The sequence below is a fragment of the Streptomyces sp. NPDC053079 genome (assembly GCF_044546695.1).
Lineage (GTDB): Bacteria > Actinomycetota > Actinomycetes > Streptomycetales > Streptomycetaceae > Streptomyces.
This window is the reverse complement of record NZ_JBITZJ010000008.1, coordinates 124864-149185: the sequence shown is the minus strand read 5'-3', so window position 1 is coordinate 149185 and position 24322 is coordinate 124864. Positions and strand designations below refer to the sequence as shown.

Annotated in this window: 17 protein-coding genes, 1 pseudogene and 1 riboswitch; of the genes and pseudogenes, 14 read left to right on the top strand and 4 right to left on the bottom strand. The window is 72.8% G+C overall.

The genetic code is table 11. The features are described from left to right. Nucleotides 1-31 precede the first annotated feature (31 nt). Nucleotides 32-2182, top strand: coding sequence for a primosomal protein N' (locus ACIGXW_RS28345; protein ID WP_399575578.1), 2151 nt, complete (start codon nucleotides 32-34; stop codon nucleotides 2180-2182). A gap of 203 nt (nucleotides 2183-2385) precedes the next feature. On the opposite strand, the gene ACIGXW_RS28340 is transcribed toward ACIGXW_RS28345, so the two are convergent. After that, nucleotides 2386-2889 (bottom strand): hypothetical protein, encoded by a 504-nt coding sequence (locus ACIGXW_RS28340; RefSeq protein WP_071966178.1) that lies wholly within the window; start codon nucleotides 2887-2889, stop codon nucleotides 2386-2388. 294 nt (nucleotides 2890-3183) lie between these two features. Between ACIGXW_RS28340 and fmt the strand changes: the two genes are divergently transcribed. The 10 genes and pseudogenes from fmt (at nucleotide 3184) to ACIGXW_RS28290 (ending at nucleotide 15512) form a co-directional block, all read left to right on the top strand. Beyond that, on the top strand, nucleotides 3184-4119 hold the full coding sequence (fmt, locus tag ACIGXW_RS28335) for a methionyl-tRNA formyltransferase (RefSeq protein ID WP_399575576.1): 936 nt from the start codon (nucleotides 3184-3186) through the stop codon (nucleotides 4117-4119). 48 nt (nucleotides 4120-4167) lie between these two features. Continuing rightward, the gene (locus ACIGXW_RS28330) at nucleotides 4168-5622 is read left to right on the top strand and encodes an RsmB/NOP family class I SAM-dependent RNA methyltransferase (protein ID WP_399575574.1); all 1455 of its coding nucleotides are present in this window, start codon (nucleotides 4168-4170) and stop codon (nucleotides 5620-5622) included. A gap of 69 nt (nucleotides 5623-5691) precedes the next feature. Then, nucleotides 5692-6378: a ribulose-phosphate 3-epimerase gene (gene rpe, locus ACIGXW_RS28325; RefSeq protein WP_071966175.1), complete on the top strand. Its 687-nt coding sequence runs from the start codon at nucleotides 5692-5694 to the stop codon at nucleotides 6376-6378. A 167-nt stretch (nucleotides 6379-6545) separates the two neighbouring features. Continuing rightward, entirely contained in the window at nucleotides 6546-7535 is a 990-nt protein-coding gene (locus ACIGXW_RS28320) for a sugar-binding domain-containing protein (protein ID WP_360912525.1), read from the top strand. A 270-nt stretch (nucleotides 7536-7805) separates the two neighbouring features. Further along, nucleotides 7806-9248 (top strand): GuaB1 family IMP dehydrogenase-related protein, encoded by a 1443-nt coding sequence (locus ACIGXW_RS28315; RefSeq protein WP_399575572.1) that lies wholly within the window; start codon nucleotides 7806-7808, stop codon nucleotides 9246-9248. A 319-nt stretch (nucleotides 9249-9567) separates the two neighbouring features. Continuing rightward, nucleotides 9568-11070 (top strand): annotated as a pseudogene (locus ACIGXW_RS28310) (amino acid permease); the annotation flags it as partial. Nucleotides 11071-11567: 497 nt separating this feature from the next. Beyond that, the gene (locus ACIGXW_RS28305) at nucleotides 11568-12134 is read left to right on the top strand and encodes a GNAT family N-acetyltransferase (protein WP_399575571.1); all 567 of its coding nucleotides are present in this window, start codon (nucleotides 11568-11570) and stop codon (nucleotides 12132-12134) included. Between the two features lie 99 nt (nucleotides 12135-12233). Further along, nucleotides 12234-12689, top strand: coding sequence for an Lrp/AsnC family transcriptional regulator (locus ACIGXW_RS28300; RefSeq protein ID WP_086572781.1), 456 nt, complete (start codon nucleotides 12234-12236; stop codon nucleotides 12687-12689). Nucleotides 12690-12933: 244 nt separating this feature from the next. Further along, nucleotides 12934-13734, top strand: a complete 801-nt coding sequence (locus tag ACIGXW_RS28295) for a carbon-nitrogen hydrolase family protein (RefSeq protein ID WP_399575919.1) — start codon at nucleotides 12934-12936, stop codon at nucleotides 13732-13734. A gap of 56 nt (nucleotides 13735-13790) precedes the next feature. After that, nucleotides 13791-15512 carry a flavin monoamine oxidase family protein gene (locus ACIGXW_RS28290; RefSeq protein ID WP_399575569.1) on the top strand — a complete coding sequence of 574 codons (1722 nt, stop codon included), beginning with the start codon at nucleotides 13791-13793 and terminating at the stop codon, nucleotides 15510-15512. A gap of 31 nt (nucleotides 15513-15543) precedes the next feature. On the opposite strand, the gene ACIGXW_RS28285 is transcribed toward ACIGXW_RS28290, so the two are convergent. Further along, on the bottom strand, nucleotides 15544-16236 hold the full coding sequence (locus ACIGXW_RS28285) for a DUF5995 family protein (RefSeq protein ID WP_399575567.1): 693 nt from the start codon (nucleotides 16234-16236) through the stop codon (nucleotides 15544-15546). A 210-nt stretch (nucleotides 16237-16446) separates the two neighbouring features. On the opposite strand from ACIGXW_RS28285, the gene ACIGXW_RS28280 reads away from it, so the two are divergent. Both ACIGXW_RS28280 and ACIGXW_RS28275 read left to right on the top strand, forming a co-directional pair. Next, nucleotides 16447-17832 (top strand): uracil-xanthine permease family protein, encoded by a 1386-nt coding sequence (locus ACIGXW_RS28280; protein ID WP_399575565.1) that lies wholly within the window; start codon nucleotides 16447-16449, stop codon nucleotides 17830-17832. A 179-nt stretch (nucleotides 17833-18011) separates the two neighbouring features. Further along, nucleotides 18012-18794 carry a hypothetical protein gene (locus tag ACIGXW_RS28275; RefSeq protein ID WP_399575564.1) on the top strand — a complete coding sequence of 261 codons (783 nt, stop codon included), beginning with the start codon at nucleotides 18012-18014 and terminating at the stop codon, nucleotides 18792-18794. Nucleotides 18795-18881: 87 nt separating this feature from the next. Here ACIGXW_RS28275 and ACIGXW_RS28270 read toward each other — a convergent pair whose 3' ends face one another. Beyond that, entirely contained in the window at nucleotides 18882-20102 is a 1221-nt protein-coding gene (locus ACIGXW_RS28270; protein ID WP_399575563.1) for an MFS transporter, read from the bottom strand. A gap of 45 nt (nucleotides 20103-20147) precedes the next feature. Then, nucleotides 20148-22508, bottom strand: coding sequence for a chitinase C-terminal domain-containing protein (locus ACIGXW_RS28265; RefSeq protein WP_399575917.1), 2361 nt, complete (start codon nucleotides 22506-22508; stop codon nucleotides 20148-20150). Nucleotides 22509-22851: 343 nt separating this feature from the next. Further along, nucleotides 22852-22982: riboswitch (FMN riboswitch) on the top strand. Nucleotides 22983-23187: 205 nt separating this feature from the next. Between ACIGXW_RS28265 and ribD the strand changes: the two genes are divergently transcribed. Then, the gene (gene ribD / locus ACIGXW_RS28260) at nucleotides 23188-24321 is read left to right on the top strand and encodes a bifunctional diaminohydroxyphosphoribosylaminopyrimidine deaminase/5-amino-6-(5-phosphoribosylamino)uracil reductase RibD (protein WP_399575561.1); all 1134 of its coding nucleotides are present in this window, start codon (nucleotides 23188-23190) and stop codon (nucleotides 24319-24321) included. Nucleotide 24322 lies beyond the last annotated feature (1 nt).

Here is a 24322-nt window from a genome sequence, read left to right as displayed (position 1 = left end):
CATGTCAGTGCCCTCTGGTAGGACTGGAGCCGTGAGCAGCGAGAACGGGGGACCCGGGGCGGAGCCCGCGGGGGAGCAGGCGGAGCAGCTCGCGTTCATTCGCGAGACGGTGCGCAAGGCCAAGGTGCCGCGGGCCAAGCCGCGGACGTGGCGGGGCGCCGAGCTGGCCAAGGAGCTGCCCGTCGCGCGCGTGCTGGTGGACAAGGGCCCGGTCCACCTCGACCGGCTCTGGGACTACGCCGTGCCCGCCGAGCTCGACGCCGACGCCCGGCCCGGGACGCGGGTGCGGGTGCGCTTCGGGGCGGGCACCCGCAATGTGCGGGGCGGACGCCGGGAGGGCGGCGGCCTGCTCGACGGCTTCATCGTGGAGCGGGTGGCCGAGTCCGACTACCAGGGGCCGCTGGCCGCCATCGCCCAGGTGCTGTCGCCCGAGCCCGTGCTGAGCCCGCCGCTGCTGGGGCTGTGCCGTGCCGTGGCCGACCGGTACGCCGGCTCGCTCGCCGACGTGCTGCAGCTGGCCGTGCCGCCGAGGCACGCCCGTATCGAGGGCGAGCCCTCGCCCGCGCCCCTGTCGGCGCCGCCGGTGCCCGAGCCGGGCAGCTGGGCGCGGTATCCGACGGGGCCGGCCTATCTCGACGCCGTCGCCCGGGGCGACTCCCCGCGCGCGGTGTGGAGCGCGCTGCCCGGCCCGCACTGGCCGGCGGAGCTGGCCCGCGCCGCGGCGGCCGCCCTGGCCTCGGGGCGCGGCGCGCTGATCGTGGTGCCCGACGGCCGGGCCGCCGCCCGCGTCGACGCCGCGCTCGGCGCGCTGCTCGGCCCGGGCCGGCATGTGCTGCTGACCGCCGACACCGGGCCGGAGGAGCGCTACCGCCGCTGGCTGGCGGTCAGCCGGGGCTCGGTGCGGGCCGTGGTCGGCACCCGGGCCGCGATGTTCGCGCCCGTACGGGACCTGGGCCTCGCCGCGATCTGGGACGACGGCGACTCCAGCCACAGCGAGCCGCACGCTCCGCAGCCGCACGCCCGTGAGGTGCTGCTGCTGCGGGCGGCGCACGAGAAGGCGGCGTTCCTGCTCGGCGGCTTCGGCTGCACGGTGGAGGCGGCGCAGCTGGTGGACACCGGCTGGGCCCTGCCGCTGGCCGCCGGCCGGGAGCGGCTGCGGGCCGCGGCGCCGCGGGTCCGCACGGTCGGTGAGGCCGACGAGGCGCGCGACGCCGCCGCCCGCGCCGCCCGGCTGCCCACCGTCGCCTGGGAGGTGGCCCGCGAGGGCCTCAGGCACGGGCCCGTGCTGGTGCAGGTGCCGCGCCGCGGCTACGTACCGCGGCTGGCCTGCGAGCGGTGCCGCGAGCCCGCCCGCTGTGCGCACTGTGCGGGGCCGCTGGAGGCGCGGGGCGAGGCCGGGCTGCTGCACTGCGGGTGGTGCGGACAGGAGGCCCGCGACTGGCACTGCGGCGAGTGCGGTGGCTTCCGGCTGCGGGCCCAGATCGTCGGCGCGCGGCGCACGGCGGAGGAGCTGGGCCGGGCCTTCCCGGCCGTGCCCGTACGGACCTCGGGCCGCGACCACGTCCTGGACACCGTCCCGGACCGGCCCGCCCTGATCGTCTCCACCCCCGGCGCCGAACCGGTCGCCGAGGGCGGCTACGCGGCGGCCCTGCTCCTGGACGGCTGGGCCCTGCTGGGCCGCCCCGACCTGCGGGCCGGCGAGGAGGCGCTGCGCCGCTGGCTGGCGGCGGCGGCGCTGGTGCGGGGCCAGGAAGCGGGCGGCACGGTGGTGGTCGTGGCCGAGCCGACGCTGCGACCGGTACAGGCGCTGGTGCGCTGGGACCCGGCCGGACACGCGATGCGCGAGCTCGCGGACCGGGCGGAGCTGGGCTTTCCGCCGGTGTCCCGGATGGCGGCGGTCTCCGGTCCGCCGGACGCGGTGGCGGAGCTCCTCGCGACGACCGAGCTGCCGGAGGGGGCGGAGGTGCTGGGCCCTGTCCCGCTGCCCGCGCCCCTGCCCGGGCGCCCGCGCCGGGCCGGCGATCCGCCGCCGGGGGAGCGGTGGGAGCGGGCGCTGGTCCGGGTCCGCCCGGGCCGGGGCGCGGCGCTGGCCGCCGCGCTCAAGGCCGCCCAGGCGGTGCGGCTCGCCCGCCGTGATGGCGAGCCGGTACGACTGCGGATGGACCCGCCGGACATCGGGTGATCGGTGGCCCCGGGGGCTGGGGCGCGGCCCCAGGAAACTGGGGGCACCTCCCAGCGGTAGCTGGGGGAGAAAGGGCGGGACCGGGGCCCCTTCCCGCCGCGACGGCGCTCAGCCCATCGCGAGGTGACCGGTGGTGCCGGACCGGGCCCGGCCCGGTGGGTGCGCCCACAGGGCCGGTGCAGTGGGGCCCGAGGCCCCGTGGGTCAGCCGTTGCGGGGGCCCGGGAAGGCCGAGGCGCGGGGCTCCTCGCGGTGGGCGACCGGCTGGCCGGGGACCGAGCGGGCGGCCGGGACGACGGGGACCGGGGTGGGCTCGGCCGTACGGACCGGCTCGGCGGTCTCGGTGGTGCTCTGGCCGCCCGCCCTGCGGGCGCCGTAGCGGCGGTGCACCGCCTGCTTGGTGACGCCGAGCGCCGAACCCACCGCGTCCCACGAGAAGCCCAGCGAGCGGTCGAAGTCCACCGCCGCCGTGACCAGCGTCTCGACGCTGTCCCGCAGCTCCTGCGCCAGCCGGACGGTCGGCGCGGGGGCGCGGCCGTAGACGACGAAGCCCGCCGAGGGGCCCGTGCGGCGCGGACGGTAGACGTTGCCCAGCTGGGCGGTGAGGGTGCGCAGCGCGTCCACCTGACGGCGGACCCTCTCGATGTCCCGGACCAGGAGATGCAGGCTGGCCCGTGCCTGGGCGTCGTGGGTTGCGTGGTCGGGCATGAACAAGCCTCTCGGACCGGCGGTTAAAGGGACGTAGGAGGACGAGAGTTGACGGGTGGTCGGTAAACAACGCAAGGAAAGCGGACCGTGGTTGCAGCCCGTTTCGGTCAATCTCTCTTGACCCAACGCGCCACGGGCCGCTGGGTCACGGTATGGGGGCGTACATCCGCTGGAATGGGGCGCGCGTCAGCCCGCACGCCCCCTGTGTCGAGGGCGCCTCTAGACTGGAGCGCCGTTCCGCCCGGCGCCCCGCCAGCGCTGTGAGAGCGCTACGAGAGAGGTAGTCCGCCACCCATGAGGCTCGTCTTCGCCGGTACCCCCGAGGTCGCCGTACCCGCCCTCGACGCCCTGATCGCCTCGGACCGCCACGAGGTCGTCGCCGTCGTCACCCGGCCCGACGCGCCCGCCGGACGCGGCCGCCGGCTGGTCGCCAGCCCGGTCGCCGAGCGCGCCGAGGAGGCGGGCATCGAGGTGCTCAAGCCCGCCCGCCCGCGCGACGAGGACTTCCTCGCGCGGCTGCGCGAGATCGCCCCCGACTGCTGCCCGGTCGTCGCCTACGGCGCCCTGCTGCCCAAGGCCGCCCTGGAGATCCCCACCCACGGGTGGGTGAACCTGCACTTCTCCCTGCTGCCCGCCTGGCGCGGCGCCGCCCCCGTGCAGCACGCGATCCTCGCCGGCGACGAGGTGACCGGCGCCTCCACCTTCCTGATCGAGGAGGGCCTGGACTCCGGGCCCGTCTACGGCGTGCTCACCGAGCAGGTCCGCCCCACCGACACCAGCGGCGACCTGCTGACCCGCCTCGCCTTCGCCGGCTCCGGGCTGCTGGCCGCCACCATGGACGGCATCGAGGACGGCACCCTGCGGGCCGTGCCGCAGCCCGCCGACGGCGTCTCGCTCGCCCCGAAGATCAGCGTCGAGGACGCCCGCGTCGACTGGGCCGCCCCCGCCCTGCGCGTCGACCGCGTCGTACGCGGCTGCGCCCCCGCCCCCGGCGCCTGGACGACGTTCCGCGGCGAGCGGCTGAAGGTCATGTCCCTCGCCGTGACGCCCGACCGCACCGACCTCGCCCCCGGTGAGATCGCGGCGGCCAAGAACTCCGTCCACGTCGGCACCGGCTCGCACGGCGTGCAGCTGCAGTGGGTCCAGCCGCAGGGCAAGAAGCCGATGCAGGCCGCCGACTGGGCCCGCGGTGTGCGCATCACCGCAGGCGAGCGGCTGGGCGAGAAGTAACGGGCGTAGGCTGGAATCCTTCATCACCCCAGCTCCGGAGCACCTTTCGTGAACGATCAGGCGTCTCGCCGCAAGAACGGCCGCCCCGCCAAGCCGTACCGCCGGCCCCAGAAGGACCCGGTACGGATCCTGGCCTTCGAGGCACTGCGGGCCGTCGACGAACGGGACGCCTACGCGAACCTCGTGCTGCCGCCGCTGCTGCGCAAGGCCCGCGAGAAGGGCGACTTCGACACGCGTGACGCCGCCCTCGCCACGGAGCTCGTCTACGGCACGCTGCGCCGCCAGGGCACCTACGACGCGATCATCGCCTCCTGCGTCGACCGGCCGCTGCGCGAGGTCGACCCGCCGGTGCTCGACGTGCTGAGCCTGGGCGCGCACCAGCTGCTCGGCACGCGCATCCCGCCGCACGCCGCGGTCTCCGCCAGCGTCGAGCTGGCGCGGGTCGTCCTGGGCGACGGACGGGCGAAGTTCGTCAACGCCGTGCTGCGGAAGATCACGGCCCATGACCTCGACGGCTGGCTGGAGAAGGTCGCCCCGCCCTACGACGACGACCCCGAGGAGCACCTCGCCGTCGTCCACTCCCACCCGCGCTGGATCGTCTCCGCGCTGTGGGACGCGCTCGGCGGCCCCCGGGCGGGCATCGAGGACCTCCTCGAGGCGGACAACGACCGTCCCGAGGTCACCCTGGTCGCGCGCCCCGGGCGCGCGACCGCCGAGGAGCTGCTGGCCGCGGTCGGGGGGGACGGTGAGAGCACAGCCCTGCCCGGCCGCTGGTCGCCGCACGCAGTACGGCTCGCCGAGGGCGGCGAGCCCGGCGCGCTGGACGCCGTGCGCGAGGGCCGGGCGGGCGTCCAGGACGAGGGCAGCCAGCTCGTCGCCCTGGCGCTGGCCGAGGCCCCGCTGGAGGGGCCGGACGGGCGCTGGCTGGACGGCTGCGCGGGCCCCGGCGGCAAGGCCGCCCTGCTGGGCGCGCTCGCCGCGCAGCGCGGCGCCGCCCTGCTGGCCTCCGAGAAGCAGCCGCACCGCGCCCGCCTCGTCGAGCGCGCCCTGGCCGGCAACCCCGGCCCGTACCAGGTCATCGCCGCCGACGGCACCCGCCCGCCGTGGCGCGAGGGCACCTTCGACCGGGTCCTGATGGACGTGCCGTGCACGGGCCTGGGCGCCCTGCGCCGCCGCCCCGAGGCCCGCTGGCGCCGTCGGCCCGAGGACGTGGCCGGCTTCGCGCCGCTCCAGCGCGACCTGCTGCGCGAGGCGCTGCGCGCCGTGCGCGTGGGCGGAGTCGTCGGCTACGCCACGTGCTCCCCGCACCCGGCGGAGACCCGGGCCGTCGTCGACGACGTCCTGCGGGGCCGCGGCGGCCCCGCGGTGTCCGCCGAGTGGATCGACGCACGGCCCCTCATGCAGGGCGTCCCCGGCCTCGGCGACGGCCCCGACGTCCAGCTCTGGCCCCATCTGCACGGCACGGACGCCATGTATCTGGCGCTGCTGCGGCGCACGGGCTGAGGCAGCCGGAACCACGGCCGCGACAAGCCCCGGGTCAAGGCCGCCGGCGCGGCATGGCAGGCTTGGGGTATGGCCGTGCAGATCAACCCCAGCATCCTGTCCGCGGACTTCGCCCGCCTCGCCGACGAGGCGCAGGCGGTGAAGGGCGCCGACTGGCTCCACGTCGACGTGATGGACAATCACTTCGTGCCCAACCTGACGCTCGGCGTACCCATCGTCGAGGCGCTGGCGAAGGCCACCGACACCCCGCTGGACTGCCACCTCATGATCGAGGACCCGGACCGCTGGGCGCCGCAGTACGCCGAGGCGGGCGCCGGCTCGGTGACCTTCCACGCGGAGGCCGCCGCGGCGCCGGTGCGGCTGGCGCGGGAGATCAGGGCCAAGGGGGCGCGGGCGTCCATGGCGCTCAAGCCCGCCACCCCCATCGAGCCGTTCGAGGACCTGCTCCCCGAGCTGGACATGCTGCTGATCATGACCGTCGAGCCCGGCTTCGGCGGCCAGGCCTTCCTGGACATCATGCTGCCGAAGATCCGCCGGACCCGTGAGCTGATCTCGCGGCACGACCTGCAGCTGTGGCTGCAGGTCGACGGCGGCGTCTCGGCCTCCACCATCGAGCGCTGCGCCGAGGCCGGCGCGGACGTGTTCGTGGCCGGATCGGCCGTCTACGGTACGGACGACCCGGCGGCGGCCGTACGCTCGCTGCGCGCGCAGGCGGAGCAGGCCACCGCCCGTGCGCCCTGGGCCTGCGCGCACTGAGCGTCCCGGCGCTGCTCGCCCGAATTGCTGAGGGCGAAGGTCAAGGCCTGATCAAGACGCGGCGCATCTGACAGGATGACGTCGAGTCATTAGCTCCACAGCTTGCACACAAGCGTGAACACAGTAGTGAGGAGACCAGGGTGTCGACGGGCCGTTCAGCCACGCCTATGGGGCCCGCCGAGCTGGTGCAGGCGGCGGCGATGGCCCGCCGCTTCTACCTCGAGGGCAAGTCGAAGATCCAGATCGCCGAGGAGTTCGGCGTGAGCCGCTTCAAGGTGGCCCGGGTGCTGGAGACGGCACTGGAGCGCGACCTGGTGCGGATCGAGATCCGGGTGCCGGCGGAGCTGGACGCGGAGCGCTCCGACGCGCTGCGCGCCCGCTACGGCCTGCGCCACGCGGTCGTCGTGGAGTCCCCGGCCGACGCGGCCGACGACGCGCCCGATCCCGAGAACCTCGGCGAGGTGGCAGCCGACCTGCTCGGCGAGCTGGTCCACGAGGGCGACGTGCTCGGCCTCGCCTGGGGCCGCTCCACCATCCACATGGCCGCGGCCCTGCACCGGCTGCCGCCCTGCACGGTCGTCCAGCTCACCGGCGTGTACGACGCGGGCACCGCCGAGCGCGGCTCGGTGGAGGCCGTGCGCCGGGCCGCCCAGGTCTCCGGCGGCGAGGCCCACCCGATCTACGCCCCGATGCTGCTGCCCGACACGGCCACGGCCGCCGCGCTGCGCGGCCAGACCGGCATCGCCCGGGCCTTCGACTACTTCGACAAGGTCACCGTCGCCGCCGTCTCGATCGGCTCCTGGGCGCCGGGCATCTCGACCGTCTACGACATGCTGACCCCGCAGGAGCGCGAGCACTACGCCTCCCTCGGCGCGGCCGCCGAGATGTCCGCGCACCTCTTCGACGCCGAGGGCCGCCGGATCGGCCGTGACCTGGGCGAACGCTGCATCACGGTGGAAGCCGACCGGCTGCGCCGCATACCGGAGGTCGTCGCGATCGCCGGCGGGCTGCGCAAGGCGGCGGCGATCGGCGCGGTGCTGCGCTCCGGGCTGGTCACCAGCCTGGTCACGGACACCGCGGCGGCCGACTACCTCCTGCTGGAGACGGGCCCGGGCCCCCGCCCGGCGCTGGACCGGGCCGACCCGGACGGCTCGTAGCCCCGCCGCATGCCGACGGCGCCGGCCACCCCTTTCCCGGGGCGGCCGGCGCCGTCGCGTTTGCCCGGCCGCGGCCCGGACGGACCACTTGGGTGAAGCCACAAGCGCTTCTCGCCACCCGCTGGCCGATGTCACAGAATGTGCGCCAGGTTCGCCAGGATCGCTTGCGATCGTGGATGATGGGTCCAGGAACCTCAGCCCGATCCGGTGCTGGCTCGGTGCTGACTCCCCACCCGCTCTGTACGCAAAACCGCAGGTGAGAGAGCCAGTATGCGATTCCTTAACGACCAGAAGCCGGCGTACGACCTGACGTACGACGATGTGTTCATGGTGCCGAGCCGCTCGGCGGTCGGCTCCCGACAGGGAGTGGACCTTTCTTCGCCCGACAACACGGGTACCACCATTCCGCTCGTGGTCGCCAACATGACCGCCATCGCCGGCCGCCGCATGGCCGAGACGGTCGCCCGCCGCGGTGGCCTCGTCGTCATTCCCCAGGACATCCCGATCGAGGTCGTCACCGAGGTCATCTCCTGGGTCAAGGGCCGTCACCACGTGCTCGACACCCCCATCGTGCTCGCCCCGACCCAGACCGTCGCCGACGCGCTGTCCCTGCTGCCCAAGCGGGCCCACGGCGCCGGCGTCGTCGTCGACGCGGACCACCGCCCTGTCGGCGTCGTCACCGAGCACGACCTGACCGGCGTGGACCGCTTCACCCAGCTGTCCGAGGTCATGTCCACCGAGCTGCTGCTCCTGGACGCCGACATCGACCCGCGCGAGGCCTTCAACCAGCTCGACGCCGCCCACCGCAAGCTGGCGCCCGCCGTCGACAAGGACGGCAAGCTGGTCGGCATCCTCACCCGCAAGGGCGCGCTGCGCGCGACCCTGTACACCCCCGCCACCGACGCGGACGGCAAGCTGCGCATCGCCGCCGCCGTCGGCATCAACGGTGACTTCGTGGCCAAGGCCAAGCAGCTGCTCGACGCGGGCGTGGACACGCTCGTCATCGACACCGCGCACGGTCACCAGGAGTCGATGATCAGCGCGATCAAGGCCGTCCGGGCGCTCGACCCGCAGGTCCCGATCGTCGCCGGCAACATCGTCGCCGCCGAGGGTGTGCGCGACCTCATCGAGGCCGGCGCGGACATCATCAAGGTCGGTGTGGGCCCGGGCGCCATGTGCACCACCCGCATGATGACCGGCGTGGGCCGCCCGCAGTTCTCCGCGGTCCTCGAGTGCGCCGCGGAGGCGAAGAAGTACGGCAAGCACGTGTGGGCCGACGGTGGCGTTCGTCACCCCCGCGACGTGGCCATGGCCCTGGCGGCCGGTGCGTCCAACGTCATGATCGGCTCCTGGTTCGCCGGTACCTACGAGTCCCCCGGTGACCTGCAGCAGACCGCCGACGGGCGCTTCTACAAGGAGTCCTTCGGCATGGCCTCGGCCCGTGCGGTGCAGAACCGCACCTCCGAGGAGTCCGCGTACGACCGGGCGCGCAAGGGCCTGTTCGAGGAGGGCATCTCCACCTCGCGCATGTTCCTCGACCCGGCCCGCCCGGGCGTCGAGGACCTGATCGACTCGATCATCGCGGGTGTCCGTTCGTCCTGCACCTACGCGGGTGCCGGCTCCCTCGAGGAGTTTGCCGAGCGGGCCGTCGTCGGCGTCCAGAGCGCCGCCGGTTACGCCGAGGGCAAGCCGCTGCACGCCAGCTGGCAGTAGTCGCACCAGCCCTGAAGGGGCGCGATCCGGTTCGCCGGGTCGCGCCCCTTTTTTACTGCTCCTGTACCGATTCATAACGCGACGTGCAACGATCACCCGTTCTGAGCCCCCGGACGCAATGATCGAACGGGCATACGCAAGAATGGTGCATTACGAGCGTGGGCCCTGACCTCGTAGGGTCTGCGCAGAACGTGGAGTGGCGGGTACCGCTTGCTCGGCGGTACCCCCTCGCTATGGGTTTGCTCTGCCATGCCGGCGCGCCCTGGGTGGCCGCCGTGGGCCGCTGCTTCCGACCGGCAGTCATGAACGGAGCAACCCCGTGTTGGACCAAGGCACTGCGCCACCCTCCACCGGTCGCAAGCGGCTCTCCCCGCCGCCCGCCGCCGGCTTCGGCGCCCGCCTGATGCGCCGCAAGCCCGTCGAGCGCCTGGTCGCCGAGGGCGGCCAGGGCGAGGGCGGCAGCCTGCGCCGCTCGCTCGGCATGTGGCAGCTGACCATGATCAGCATCGGTGCCACGCTGGGCACCGGCATCTTCGTCGTCCTCGGCGAGGCCGTGCCCGACGCGGGCCCGGCGGTTGTGATCTCGTTCGTCCTCGCGGGCATCACGGCGCTGTTCTCGGCGCTGTCCTACGCGGAGCTGGCCGGCACCATCCCGGTCTCCGGCTCCTCGTACTCGTACGCCTACGCCACTCTGGGCGAGATCGTCGCCTGGGTCTGCGGCTGGTGCCTGATCCTCGAGTACGGCGTCTCCGTCGCGGCCGTGGCCGTCGGCTGGGGCCAGTACCTCAACGAGCTCCTCGACGGGACCGTCGGCGTCACCATCCCCGACGCCCTGGCCAACCCGCCGGGCGTCGACGGCGGCATCTTCAACCTGCCCGCCCTGCTCGTCGTGCTGCTGTGCATGGCCTTCCTGATCGGCGGCGCCAAGGAGAGCGCCCGCGCCAACACCATCATGGTGGTCGTGAAGATCGCGGCCCTGCTGCTCTTCTGCGCCGTGGCCTTCACCGGCATCCGCGCCGGCAACTACGCGCCGTTCATGCCGCTCGGCCTCGGTGGCGTGAGCGCCGCCGGCGCCACGCTGTTCTTCTCCTACATCGGCTTCGACGCCGCCTCCACCGCGGGTGAGGAGGCCAAGGACCCGAAGAAGGACCTGCCCAAGGCGATCATGCTGTCGCTGCTGATCGTCACGGCGCTCTACGTGCTGGTCGCGGCGATCGCCATCGGCGCCATGCCGTGGGGCGAGTTCGAGGGCTCCGAGGCCGCGCTCGCCGGCATCATGGAGGACGTCACCGGCCAGAGCTTCTGGGCCGTGCTGCTCGCCGCCGGCGCCGTCATCGCCATCGCCAGCGTCGTGCTGACCGTCCTCTACGGACAGACCCGCATCCTCTTCGCGATGTCCCGCGACGGTCTGGTCCCCAAGGCCTTCGCCAAGGTCAACCGCAAGGGCGTGCCGCTGGCGAACACCCTGATCGTCTCGCTGTTCTGCGGGGTCCTGGCCGCCGCGGTCCCGCTCGGCCAGCTCGCCGACGCCACCAGCATCGGCACGCTCTTCGCCTTCGCCCTGGTGAACATCGCCGTCATCGTGCTGCGCTTCACCCGCCCCGACATGCACCGCAGCTTCCGTGTACCGCTTTCGGGTGTGCGTATCACCGTCCGCTCGGTGCAGATCCCGCTCGGCCTGATCTTCCCCGTCCTGGGCTTCGGAATGTGCGTCTACATGATGCTCAGCCTGGACGCCATCACCTGGAAGGTCTTCGGCGCCTGGATGGTCCTGGGCCTGCTGATCTACTTCTTCTACGGCATGCGCAGCTCGCGCCTGGCGAAGGAGGCCCTGGGCGAGGCCCTGCCGGCCGCGGCGGGTGCCGCCAAGGGCGCCGTCCCGGCGCAGAAGGCGAAGCGGACCGCTCCGAAGGCAGGCGCCAAGGCGGCCGCCGGTACGGCCGCGAAGGCCGCCGCCACGATGGCGGCGAAGGGCGAGGCCACGTCCGGCGCCAAGGCCGACGAGAAGGCGGACACGAAGGCCGGCGCCAAGGCCGACGCCAAGGCCGACGCCGAGCCGGCGACGAAGCCCGGCGCGAAGCCGGCCGCCAAGGCCGGCCCCAAGCCCGGTGCGAAGTCGGGCGCCAGGACCGGTGCCAAGGCCGGTTCGCGGAACACGAAGAAGGCCCGCGGCAAGGGCCGGCGCAAGGGCCGCTGAGGCCCCGATCCGGGGGCGGCCGGGCCACCGAGAAGAAATGATCTTCTCCGCGCCGCCCCTATGATCCCTCCCTGCCGGGTCCGCCGTCCGGGGACCCGGCAGACGGGAAGGGATCACATCGGATGAGCAGTCCCCACCTCCTGCTGACCGGCGACAGGCTCGCCCTGGGCATGCCCCGCGACGAGATGCTGACCGAGTACCACAGATGGGAGTGCGACCCCGGGACCATCCTCGGCGCCGGCAGCCGCTTCCCCCGGTCGTGGGAGGCCCGGGCCGACGAGTGGGACCGGGAGCTCGACGACCCGGGCCACGCGCGGTTCGAGGTCGTACGCCTGAAGGACAAGCAGTCGGTCGCCCTGACCACGCTGCGCATCGACCCCGGCGAGCGCAGGGCCGAGTTCGCGATCGTCGTCGCCCCGGCCCAGCGCGGCAAGCGCTTCGCCGAGGAGGCCACCCGTCTGACCCTCGACTGGGCGTTCCACCTGGGCGCCATGCGGGCCGTATGGCTGCGGGTGCTGGAACCCAACCGGGCCGGCATCACCGCCTTCGAGAAGGCCGGATTCCGGCCCACCGGCCGTTTTCGCAGGTCCGGGCACTGGCTGGGCCAGTACGTCGACGAGCTCCTGATGGACGCTCTTCCGGAGGAATTCCCCGGGCCCCCCGCCATGTGCACCGCGCTCGGCAGCTGAGGGGCAGGTCCACGCCCATCGGGTCGGGGGCACGGCCGGGTACGTGATCTACTGCTGGTAGCAGTAGCTGGTTACCCGGAGAAATGTGATCCACCCGCCGTGCGATTGAACGAGCTCGACGAACGCATCGTGCATGCCCTGGCCGAGGACGCCAGGCGCTCCTACGCCGACATCGGCGCGGAGGTCGGCCTGTCCGCACCCGCCGTCAAGCGGCGCGTGGACAGACTCCGCGCCGAGGGCGCCATCACCGGCTTCACCGTACGGGTGGACCCGGCGGCGCTCGGCTGGGAGACGGAAGGCTTCATCGAGCTCTACTGCCGCCGCAACACCTCGCCCGAGGCCATCCACCGGGGCCTGTCGCGGTACCCGGAGGTGGCGTCGGCCTCCACCGTCACGGGGGAGGCCGACGCCATCGTCCAGATCTTCGCCTCGGACATGCGCCACTTCGAGCGCGTCCTGGAGCGCATCGCGGGCGAGCCCTTCGTGGAGCGCACGAAGTCCGTGCTGGTCCTCTCGCCCCTGCTGCGCCGCTTCAGCTCCGGCGCACCCTCCTGAGCCGCCCGGGCCGACGTCCGGCGCCCCTCGGGACAGCCCCGCAAATGCCCCGGTCGGGCCACCCGCGGCCCTCTGCCGGGCCCCTACGCAACGAATCGCCGCGGACCCCCGCAAAGGCGCAATGAATCCGCCGTCTGCGCGCAACGTCGGCGCCTTGTCCCGCCGAGATCCCGGACCGTACCGTCGACTCGTTTACACGAACAGGTGTGTGACCCGCCCGCCCGACGAGCTGCAAGAGGGACGAATGACGCCGCTGCGCATCGCGCTGTACCAAGGCCCCAGCGGCGTTCCCTCCTCCACCGCCGACAGCCTCGACGCCCTGGCCGCCGCCGCCCGGCGGGCCGCGGCCGCCGGTGCCCGGCTGCTGCTCACGAACGAGCTGTACCTGACCGGGTACGCCCTCGGCGAGGCCGTCCGTGACCTGGCCGAGCCCGCCACCGGCCCCGGGGCGCAGGCCGTCGCCCGCATCGCCGCCGAGCACGGGCTGGCCGTCGGCTACGGCTACCCCGAGCGCGACGGCGAGACGATCTACAACTCGCTGCAGCTCATCGGCCCGGACGGGACCCGCCTCGCCCACTACCGCAAGACCCACCTCTTCGGCGCGTACGAGAACACCTACTTCACGCCCGGCGACGAGCCGGTGGTCCAGGCCGACCTCGACGGCGTCCGGCTCGGGCTGCTGGTCTGCTACGACGTGGAGTTCCCCGAGACCGTACGGGCCCACGCCCTGGCCGGGACCGACCTGCTGCTCGCGCCCACCGCGCTGATGCGGCCCTACGAGATCGTCCCGCAGACGATCATCCCGGCCCGTGCGTGGGAGAGCCAGCTCTACATCGCCTACGCCAACCGCTGCGGAGCCGAGGGCGACCTCGCCTTCGCCGGGCTGTCCTGCCTGGCGGCGCCCGACGGGACCGTACGGGCGCGCGCCGGAGCCGGCGAGGACCTGATCGTCGCCGACGTCGACCCGGCGCTGCTGAAGGCCTCCCGCGCCGAGAACACCTACCTGAGCGATCGCCGCCCCGAGCTCTACGCCTCGCTCATCTGACCCCCGGGCTTCCCCCGCCCCGCCCCACACCCCCTGCCAGTAGGAGAGTCCAGCCGATGACGTCCACGGTGCCCACCGCCGTCCACGACGAGCACGAGCAGGCCCAGCCCGTCGAGCCGCCGATCACCATGTTCGGCCCGGACTTCCCCTTCGCCTACGACGACTTCCTCGCCCACCCGGCGGGCCTCGGCCAGATACCGGCCACCGAGCACGGCACCGAGGTCGCCGTCATCGGCGGTGGTCTGTCCGGCATCATCGCGGCGTACGAGCTGATGAAGATGGGCCTCAAGCCCGTCGTCTACGAGGCCGACCAGATCGGCGGCCGGCTGCGGACCGTGGGCTTCGAGGGTTGCGACGAAGAGCTGACGGCCGAGATGGGCGCGATGCGCTTCCCGCCGTCCTCCACCGCCTTCCAGCACTACATCGACCTGGTGGGCCTGGAGACCAAGCCGTTCCCCAACCCGCTGGCGCCCGACACCCCCTCCACGGTCGTCGACCTCAAGGGCGAGTCGCACTACGCCGTCACCGTCGACGACCTTCCGCAGGTCTACCGCGACGTGATGAACGCGTGGAACGCCTGCCTGGAGGAGGGCGCGGACTTCTCCGACATGAACCGGGCCATGCGCGAGCGCGACGTGCCGCGCATCCGTGAGATCTGGGCGAAGCTCGTCGAGAAGCTCGACAACCAGACCTTCTACGGCTTCCTCTGCGAGTCCGAGGCCTTCAAGTCCTTCAAGCACCGCGAGATCTTCGGCCAGGTCGGCTTCGGCACAGGGGGCTGGGACACCGACTTCCCCAACTCCATCCTGGAGATCCTGCGCGTCGTCTACACCGAGGCGGACGACCACCACCGCGGCATCGTCGGCGGCAGCCAGCAGCTGCCCCTGCGGCTGTGGGACCGCGAGCCGGAGAAGATCATTCACTGGGCGCAGGGCACCTCGCTGTCCTCGCTGCACGGCGGCGCCCCCCGCCCGGCCGTGACCCGGCTGCACCGCACGGCCGGCAACCGCATCACGGTCACGGACGCGACCGGTGACATCCGTACGTACCAGGCGGCCATCTTCACCGCCCAGTCGTGGATGCTGCTGTCGAAGATCGCGTGCGACGACACGCTCTTCCCCATCGACCACTGGACGGCGATGGAGCGCACCCACTACATGGAGTCGTCCAAGCTCTTCGTGCCTGTGGACCGGCCGTTCTGGCTGGACAAGGCCGTCGACGACGAGGGAAACCCGACGGGCCGTGACGTCATGTCGATGACGCTCACCGACCGGATGACGCGCGGCACTTACCTGCTGGACAACGGTCCGGACAAGCCCGCCGTGATCTGCCTGTCCTACACCTGGTGCGACGACAGCCTCAAGTGGCTGCCGCTGTCGGCGAACGAGCGCCTGGAGGTCATGCTCAAGTCGCTCGGCGAGATCTACCCCAAGGTCGACATCCGCAAGCACATCATCGGCAACCCGGTGACGGTCTCCTGGGAGAACGAGCCCTACTTCATGGGCGCGTTCAAGGCCAACCTGCCGGGTCACTACCGCTACCAGCGGCGTCTGTTCACCCACTTCATGCAGGACCGTCTGCCCGAGGACAAGCGCGGCATCTTCCTCGCCGGCGACGACATCTCCTGGACCGCCGGCTGGGCCGAGGGCGCCGTCCAGACCGCGCTCAACGCGGTGTGGGGCGTGATGCACCAGTTCGGTGGCTCCACGGACGCCACCAACCCCGGTCCGGGCGACGTCTACGACGAGATCGCGCCCGTCGAGCTGCCGGAGGACTGAGCCCGGGGGCTGACGCACGGGCGTCCGTGCGTCAGCCCAGGGGCGTGAGGAGACAGCGGCCGACCATGCCGACGCTCGCGTCGACGCGGTCGGTGAGCTCCTCCACCAGATCGGGCAGCTCCCGCATGGCCCACAGCGCGCGGAACGAGGCCCACGCCGCGTTCCGCGCGGCCTCCAGCGTCCACGAGCCGACCAGGTGGGTCAGCGGATCGGCGACGTCCAGCAGATCCGGCCCCGGCATCAGCTCCTCGCGGATCCGCTCCTCCATGGCGACGAGCATCGACCCGATGCGGTGGAAGTCGCCCTCGAGGGCGCGCGGCTCGACGTCCAGCGCCCGGCAGGTCTCGGTCAGGGCCAGGGCCAGGTCATGGCCGATGTGGGCGTTGATCCCGGCCAGGGCGAACTGCAGGGGCTGCACCGCCGGATGCCCCCGCAGCTGGAACAGCGGCCGCCAGCAGGCGGGCAGCAGACGGCCCATGGACGCCTGGTCGACGGCGTGCAGATAGCGCTTGGCGAAGCGCACGTCGAGGTCGGCCGCGGCGTGCCGGTCCCGGAAGCCCCCCGCCGCCACCCGGCGGCCGATCTCCTCCGTGACCGTCAGATAGACCCGGTTGAAGACCGCCACCCCGTCCCTCGGCGGCAGTGCGGCGTCGAGCCCCCGCATCCGCGCCACTACCCAGTCGATGCCGGCGGGCACCGCCGGCTGCGCCCGCGTCATCGTCATACGCACAGAGTGACATCCGAATACGGAGCGTAGGCGAATCCCCGGGAGAGTTAACCAGAACGGGTGAACGAGGGCCGTGTTCTCGCCGGATTGTCACGCTCCGTATTCGGCGGCTCGCGTACTCACGCTTGGTTTGTCCCTGCCATGACGATCGACTATTAATCGCTTGGTCTCTGCGACGCGCAGGGCCTTGCGAAATGGAGAGTGGTCATGGCGGGCGTCGGGTGGAAGCTGCACGGCGATGGCAAGCACCTGAAGCCCGGGGAGGTGGTCAAGCCGGGGGAGCGGCTGTCGTGGGGCCGCACCGTCGGGCTCGGTGCGCAGCACGTGGTCTCGATGATCGGGGCGTGCTTCGTCGCGCCGATCCTCATGGGGCTGGACCCCAATCTGGCGCTGATGGCGTCGGGCGTGGCGACGGTGCTGTTCCTGCTGATGACGCGCGGGCGCGTGCCCAGCTACCTGGGGTCCTCGCTCTCCTTCGTCGGAGTGTCCGCGGTCATCGCGGGCCAGGGCGGGGACGCCGGCACGCTGACCGGCGCGATGCTCGTGGTGGGCGCCGCCCTCGTCGGCTGCGGCGTGGTCATCCAGGTCCTCGGCCCGCGGGTCATCCACGCCGTCCTGCCGCCGGCGGTGACCGGTGCGGTCGTCATGCTCATCGGCTTCAACCTCGCCCCGGTGGCGGCGGGGACGTACTGGCCCCAGGACCAGTGGGCCGCGCTCGCCACGATGCTGTTCACGGGCCTCGCGCTGGTGGTGCTGCGGGGGTTCTGGTCGCGCATCGCGATCTTCCTGGGCCTGGTCTTCGGCTATGCGCTGTCCTGGGTCCTCGACCGGACCGCGGGCAGGATCCACTCGGCGGACGGCTCCGGCAAGGTGACGGACCACTGGCGCATCGACTTCTCCGGCGTCGCCAAGGCGGACTGGATCGGCGTGCCGACCTTCCACGCCCCGAACTTCTCGGCCTCGGCGGTCCTGGTCGCACTGCCGGTGCTGGTGGCGCTGGTCGCCGAGAACGCGGGCCACGTCAAGGCCGTGGGCGAGATGACCGGTGACCCGCTCGACGACAAGATGGGCATGGCGATCATCGCGGACGGCAGCGCGACCGTGCTCTCCACCGCGGTGGGCGGCCCGGCCACCACCACGTACGCGGAGAACATCGGCGTGATGGCGGCGACGCGCGTCTACTCCACCGCCGCGTACTGGGCCGCCGCCGGCTTCGCGCTGCTCTTCGGCCTGTGCCCCAAGTTCGGCGCGGTCGTCGCCGCCATTCCCGGCGGCGTGCTCGGCGGGATCACCGTCATCCTCTACGGAATGATCGGCCTGCTCGGCGCCCAGATCTGGGTGCGGAACAAGGTCGACTTCGCCCAGCCGCTCAACCTCGTGCCGACGGCCGCGGGCGTCATCATCGGCATCGGCGGCGTCTCGCTGAAGTTCACCGACAACTTCGAGCTCAGCGGCATCGCGCTGGGCACCCTCATCGTGCTCACCGGCTATCACGCCCTGCGCTGGCTCTCCCGGGCCGCCGACCGCCGGGAGCCCGCCCTCCTGGACGGTGGCACCAGCGACTACGACCGCGGCACGGGCGACGCGTCCTGAGGTGGGTGCGGGGCCGGGCGATCCGGTCCCCCGGGGGCTTGGGCGGGTCCCTCTTTCGCGTTGCTGCGATCGGCGCAATTAACACCTCGTAGGGCTGTATGGCCACGACCGCCGGATGTTTATCGGTTCATGCGAGGTATGCGTCGGGTGTCCGATTTCCTGCAATTCAGGAGACACACATGCGCAAGCTCGTCGGCCGCACCGCGGCCGCCGCGATCCTCGCCGGCGCCACCATTGTTCCGGTGGCCGGAGTGGCCCAGGCCGCGCCGCAGGTCGCGTCCGGCAACCAGGCGCTGACCTGGGACGACGACCACGGTGACCGGGACAAGGGCCGCGACCGCGACCGGGACCGGGACAAGGACAAGAAGAAGGACAACGGCCGCGACAAGAAGAAGGACAACGGCCGCGACTGCGACCGGGACAAGGGCCGCGACCGCGACCGCGACCGTGACCGCGACAAGGACTGCGACCACGGCCGCAAGGACCGTGACCGCGACCGCGACAAGGACTGCGACCGCGACCGCGGCCGCGACCGTGACCGCGACTGCGACCACGGCCGCAAGGACCACGACCGCGACTGCAACCACGACGACCACCACCGCAGCTACAGCCGCCACAGCTACCACGACTGGACCAGCTGGGGTAACTGGGGCAACAACTGGGGTGGCATCTGGATCGGCAAGTGGAAGAACAACGGCTGGGGCGGCCACGGTGGTTGGGGCGGCTGGGGCGGCCACAACGACAAGTGGAACGGCGGCCACGACAAGTGGGGCGGCGGCCACGGTGGTTGGGGCGGCGGCCACGACAAGTGGGGCGGCGGCCACGACGACTGCGACCGCTGGGGCGGCGGCCACGACAAGTGGGGCGGTGGCCACGACAAGTGGGGCGGCGGTCACGACCGTGACTGCGACCACCACAACAAGCACCACGGCGGCGGGCACGGCTGGGCCATCGTGATCTGATCCAGAAGCGCCTGACGGTTCCCCTCCACCGCGGGCCGTGGCCGACCCCCTCGGGGTTCGGAACACGGCCCGCGGCGGCGTGTGCGCTCAGCGCCTGGCCGCCGGGGCCCCACGGGAGAGGGCGGCGTCCCGGGCCGGGGCCCGCAGCACACCCGCGCCGGTCACCAGCCCCGCCGCCAGCACGGTCACCAGTGCGAAGGACACCTCCAGCGACGTGGCGTTCGCGATCTGCCCGATGGCGGCCGGCGCGATCAGCGCCGAGGTGTAGGTGATCGTCGCGACGCCCGCGATCGCCTGGCTGGGATTCTTCCCGCTGCGCCCCGCCGCCGCGAAGGCCAGCGGTACGACGACGGCGATGCCCAGCCCCAGCAGGCCGAACCCCGCGACGGCCGGCAGGGGATCGTCCGCCAGGACCACGAGCGCCCCGCCCGCGGTCGCCAGCACACCCCCCGCCCGTACGGTCCGCACCGGGCCGAACCGCCGCACCGCCGCGTCGCCCGCCAGCCGGGCCACCGTCATCGTGCAGGCGAAGGCCGTGGTGCAGGCGGCGGCCACGCCAGGGCCGGAGCCGATGACGTCGCGCAGGTAGACCGCCGACCAGTCCAGGCTCGCCCCCTCGGCGAAGACCGCGCAGAAACCGACCGCGCCGATGACCAGCGCCGAGCGCGGCGGCAGGGCGAACCGCGGCGGCGGATGCTCCGCGACGCCGGTGCGCACGTCCAGCACCCAGCGGCAGGCGACCGAGCCGAGCACGACGAGCAGGCCGGCCGCCACCCCGAGGTGGAGGCGGGCATCCGTGCCGGCGTGCGCGGCGACCGTGCCCGCCGCGGAGCCGGCGAGCGCACCGGCGCTCCACATGCCGTGCAGCCCCGACATGATCGAACGGCCCAGCCGGTCCTCGGTCTCCACGCCCAGCGCGTTCATGGCCACGTCCGCCATTCCGGACGTCGCCCCGTAGACCGCCAGCGTCGCGCAGAGCGCGAGCATGCCGGGGGAGAGGGCGGGCAGCGCCAGGGACGCGCACCACAGGGCGAGCAGGCCGCGCAGCGCCGTGCGCGAGCCGAAGCGGTGGACGACCCTCCCCGCGAGCGGCATCGCGAGCGACGCGCCGATCGCGGGGAAGACCAGCGCGAGGCCGAGGCGTCCCGTGCTGATGTCCACGTGTTCCTGGATCCAGGGGACGCGGGTGGCGAACGTGCCCGTGACCGCGCCGTGCACGGCGAACACCGCCGCCATCGCGATCCGCGCCCGGCGCACCCGGGGATCCGTACGGTCCGCGGTGCCCGCGCCGCCCGTGCTGTCGCCCATTCCGCTCCCTACCGGCTTCCGGCCAGTGTGCCGGTGCTCAGTGCATCAGCAGGAGCCCAGGTCCTGCCAGACCCCCCACTCGCCGGTGGTGCCGGGTTCCTCGCCCCGGGTCCACCACTTGGCCTTCCACGAGCGGGACTTCCACGAGACGGTGGCGCCGCCGTTGTAGGCGGTCGCCCCGTCCCAGGACGGCGCGGCGCAGGCGCCGCCGGTGGGGGTGCCCGTCGGGGTGCCGGTCGGGGTGCCGGTCGGGGTGGGCGTGGGGCCGCCCGGGTCCACGACGGCCGTGCCGCGGGCCAGGTCGCCGGCCAGGGCGTAGGTGCGGCCGCCGAAGGTGACGGTCCAGTTGGAGGGCGTCGACGTCGGCAGGTAGTAGACGAAGTCGATGTCCGCCGAGGCGCCCGGCGCGAGCGGCTGCGAGGCCGGCAGCTTCACCGAGACCCGGTGATAGTCGCCCTTGAGGCCGCCGATGTTGTTGGGGGCCGAGTGGTCGCTGCGTACGACCTTGAGCCCCCAGCCCGACTGGTCCTTGGCATTGCCGGGCGCGGAGGTGGCGTAGTCGAACTGGAACTCCGCGCCGCCGGGGACGGTGGTCTTGGTGTTGTTGGTGAGGTGAATCTTGGGGTTGATGGGGTAGTTGGAGTCGCCGAGGGGGAACTGGGTGAAGCTCACCTGGATGTCGACGGCCTGGCCGGGGACGTCGGTCGTCGCCCGCTTCGCCCCGTAGGCGGGGGCGGACCTGAACGCGTCGTACATCGTGGTGGTGAGCGTGGAGCCGGGCTCGTACTGTCCCTTGCCCGCGTTCCAGCCGTAGTCCCCGGCGAGCTCCCAGACCATCGTGCCGCCGAGTCCCTTGTCCACCACGTACTGGGCCTTGGCCTTCACGGACTGCTCGTCCTCCGTGGAGAGGAAGACCTTCTTGTCCGCGTTCCACAGCCAGGGGGCGGTCAGCGTGGCGTCGTAGCGGCGGGCGTAGGTGCCGGTGGGCCTGGTGCCGGCGGGGAAACCGTACGCGCCGAGGTAGTCGCCGGCGACGCCCTTCTCCAGGTTCTTCGCGTGCCACATCGGGTTGGAGCCGGCGGGGGACTCCTTGCCGGCGTCGTCCTTGTCGTGCCAGAGGTTGTCGATGCCGACCGCGCCGTCGCCGCAGGTCGTCAGGCCCGAGCCGGCGGGACAGGAGGCGGCCTTGGCCGTTCCCCACAGCCCGTCGGTGCCGCCGGTGACGTTCTTCCAGCCGCGCGTGTAGTACGGCAGACCGAGGTTGATCCGCCCGGCGGGCAGCGCGCCGCGGAAGTAGTGGTAGGCCCAGTCGCCGTTGAGGTAGCCGATGCCGCCGTACTGGGCGGCGCCGTAGACGCCCCACTTGGCGAGTTCGGCGTCCTTTCCGTCGTCGTACAGCGCGGCGTTCGGGCCCACGAATTCGTTCCAGGCCCCGTGCAGGTCGTACGACATCACGTTGACGTAGTCCAGGTATTTCGTGCTCTGGTACGTCTCCATGCCGCGCAGCAGATAGCCGGAGGAGGGGGCGGCGACGGACAGCAGATAGTGCTTTCCGTCCGCCGCGCCGGCCCGGTCGAGCTTTTCGCGCAGCGTCTTCATCAGGGCCGCGTAGCCCTTGTTGAGCCCGCCGCGCCGGGCGTTGGCCAGCGTCCAGTCCTTGGGGTGGCCCGCGTCCTTCATCGAGGTCGGGTACTCGTAGTCGATGTCGACGCCGTTGAAGCCGTATTTCTTGACGAAGGCGACGGCTGAATCGGCGAAGGTGTCGATCCCGGCCTGGTTGACCGATCCGTCGGCGTTCGTCGCCGTTTTGTAGAAGCCGCCGGAGTCGACGCGTTTGCCGTTCTCGTCGATATAGCCGCCGGTCTCCGCCCAGCCGCCCACGGAAATGAGCGTCTTCACCTGAGGGTGCTGCTTCTTGAACTTGTTCAGGAGGTTGAAATGGCCCTGGTAGGGGAGTGCGGGGTCCATTTCGGCGCCGGGGACGGACGGCCAGGTCATTCCGGTGGCGGGATTGGCGGCGCCGTCCGCGCCGACGGAGATCCTGTCGTCCGGGCCGACGTGGGCGAAGGCGTAGTTGAGGTGGGTGACCTTGTCCCAGGGGATGTCGGGGGCGAGATAGGCGGGGGTGCCGTCCTTGCCGGTGCGCCAGCCGGTGAAGTAGCCGATGACGCGGCGCTGGTGGTCGGCGCCCATCTTCTCGCGGCCCGCCGCGTCGTAGACCGAACAGTAGGGGACGTCGACGCCGGGGGTGGCGTAGAGGCCGTCGGGGCGGCAGGCCGACTGGTCCTCGGCGTGCGAGGCGGTCGCGGACAGGGTGCCCACGAGCAGAGAGGCCAGGGCGGTGCCCGCCGATGCGAGGGCGACGCTCCTGCGGACACGGGGTCTGAGGGGTCTCTTGCGGAACAACACGATCGGGTCCTCCAGTGGGGGGCTCAAAAGAGCGTTGCGTGGGGGGTGTGCGACGTGCTGTGGCCCGTGGTGCGCGCGTACCGGCGGGCCGTACTCCTCGGAGGTGTGGCAGAGGTTAAGAGGACTAGACCAGTGCGTCAATAGGTATGGACCAAACCCGTGGGCGGAGCCGCTCCGGCCCGGCGCGCGGCGGGTAGCAGCAGGTGTGTGAGGCCGCGCACTCTGTCAAGTCCCCGTGGACACCGCGGCGCCGCCCGGCGTACGCTCGGACTCGTCGGAGCTGCGGAGGATGAGAAGCCGCAGGTCAGGCACCTGTACCATTGATGATTCATTTGATACGCAGCGCACTCCGGGGTCGGTGAAAGTCCGAACCGGCGGTTACAGTCCGCGACCCGTCCGCAGCCAGCGGCCGGTTGACCAGGTGAAATTCCTGGACCGACGGTTAAAGTCCGGATGGGAGGCAGTGCGCGGCGGGCACGCATCGGCACACCGTCACCGGTGACGCGGATGGGTGGCAGACGTCCCGGTCTTCCGGGACCCTTCCCGGGACCCTCCGGGATCGGGCCACCCCCTCTTCGCGTCCCCGGCCCCGTGGTCACCGCTGCGGCGTACCCGCTCATTCGTCGTCCCGTACGACAGCCCCGGAGTCCGTGCCCGAAGAGGCAGGAGGACCCCGGTGGCCACCGCGACCGAAGCCGACGCGATGCGACGCGCCATCGCGCTCGCCGCCCGCGCCCTCGGTTCGACCAGCCCCAACCCCGTCGTCGGCTGCGTCCTCCTGGACGACGCCGGCCGCACGCTCGGCGAGGGATGGCACCGCCGCGCCGGTGGCCCGCACGCCGAGGTCGAGGCCCTGCGCGCCGCCGCCGACGCCGGTCACGACGTCCGGGGCGGCACCGCCGTCGTCACCCTGGAGCCCTGCAACCACACCGGCCGCACCGGCCCCTGTGCCCAGGCCCTCCTGGACGCCGGCATCGCCCGCGTCGTCTACGCCGTCGCCGACCCCAACCCGGCCGCCACCGGCGGCGCCGCCACCCTCGAGGCGGCCGGCGTCGACACCGAGGGCGGACTGCTCGCGGACGAGGCCGCGGCCGGCAACGCCGCCTGGCTGACCTCCGTGCTGCACCGGCGCCCCTTCGTCCTGTGGAAGTACGCCGCCACCCTCGACGGCCGCAGCGCCGCCGCCGACGGCACCAGCCGCTGGATCTCCTCCGCCGCCTCCCGCGCCGACGTGCACCGGCTGCGCGCCGAGGCCGACGCCGTCGTCGTCGGCTCCGGCACGCTGCGCGCGGACGACCCCCACCTGGCCGTCCGCGGCCCCGTACCCGACCGGGACCCCGTCACCCAGCCGCTGCGCGTCGTCGTCGACACCCGCGCCACCGTCAAGCCCGGCGCCCGGGTCCTGGACGACGCGGCACCGACCCTGATCGTCGTGGGCGAGGACGCCGACACCACCCACCTGCCCGGCGTCGAGATCGCCCGCCTGCCCGCCGACGCGACCGGCATCGACGTCCACGCCCTGCTCGCCGAGCTCTACGCACGCGGCGTCCACTCCGTCCTGCTGGAGGGCGGCTCCACTCTCGCCGGCGCCTTCCTGGCCGCCGGGGCCGTGGACCGCGTCGTCGGCTACCTCGCCCCCGCCCTGCTGGGCGCCGGGCCCTCCGCCCTCGGCGACGCCGGAATCGGCACGATCGCGCAGGCGTTGCGCCTGGACGTCACCGACGTCGCCCGCGTCGGCCCCGACCTGCGGCTCACCGCCACCCCCATCGCCCCCGTACCCGTTCCCGTCTCCGCCACCGAGGAGAGCTGAA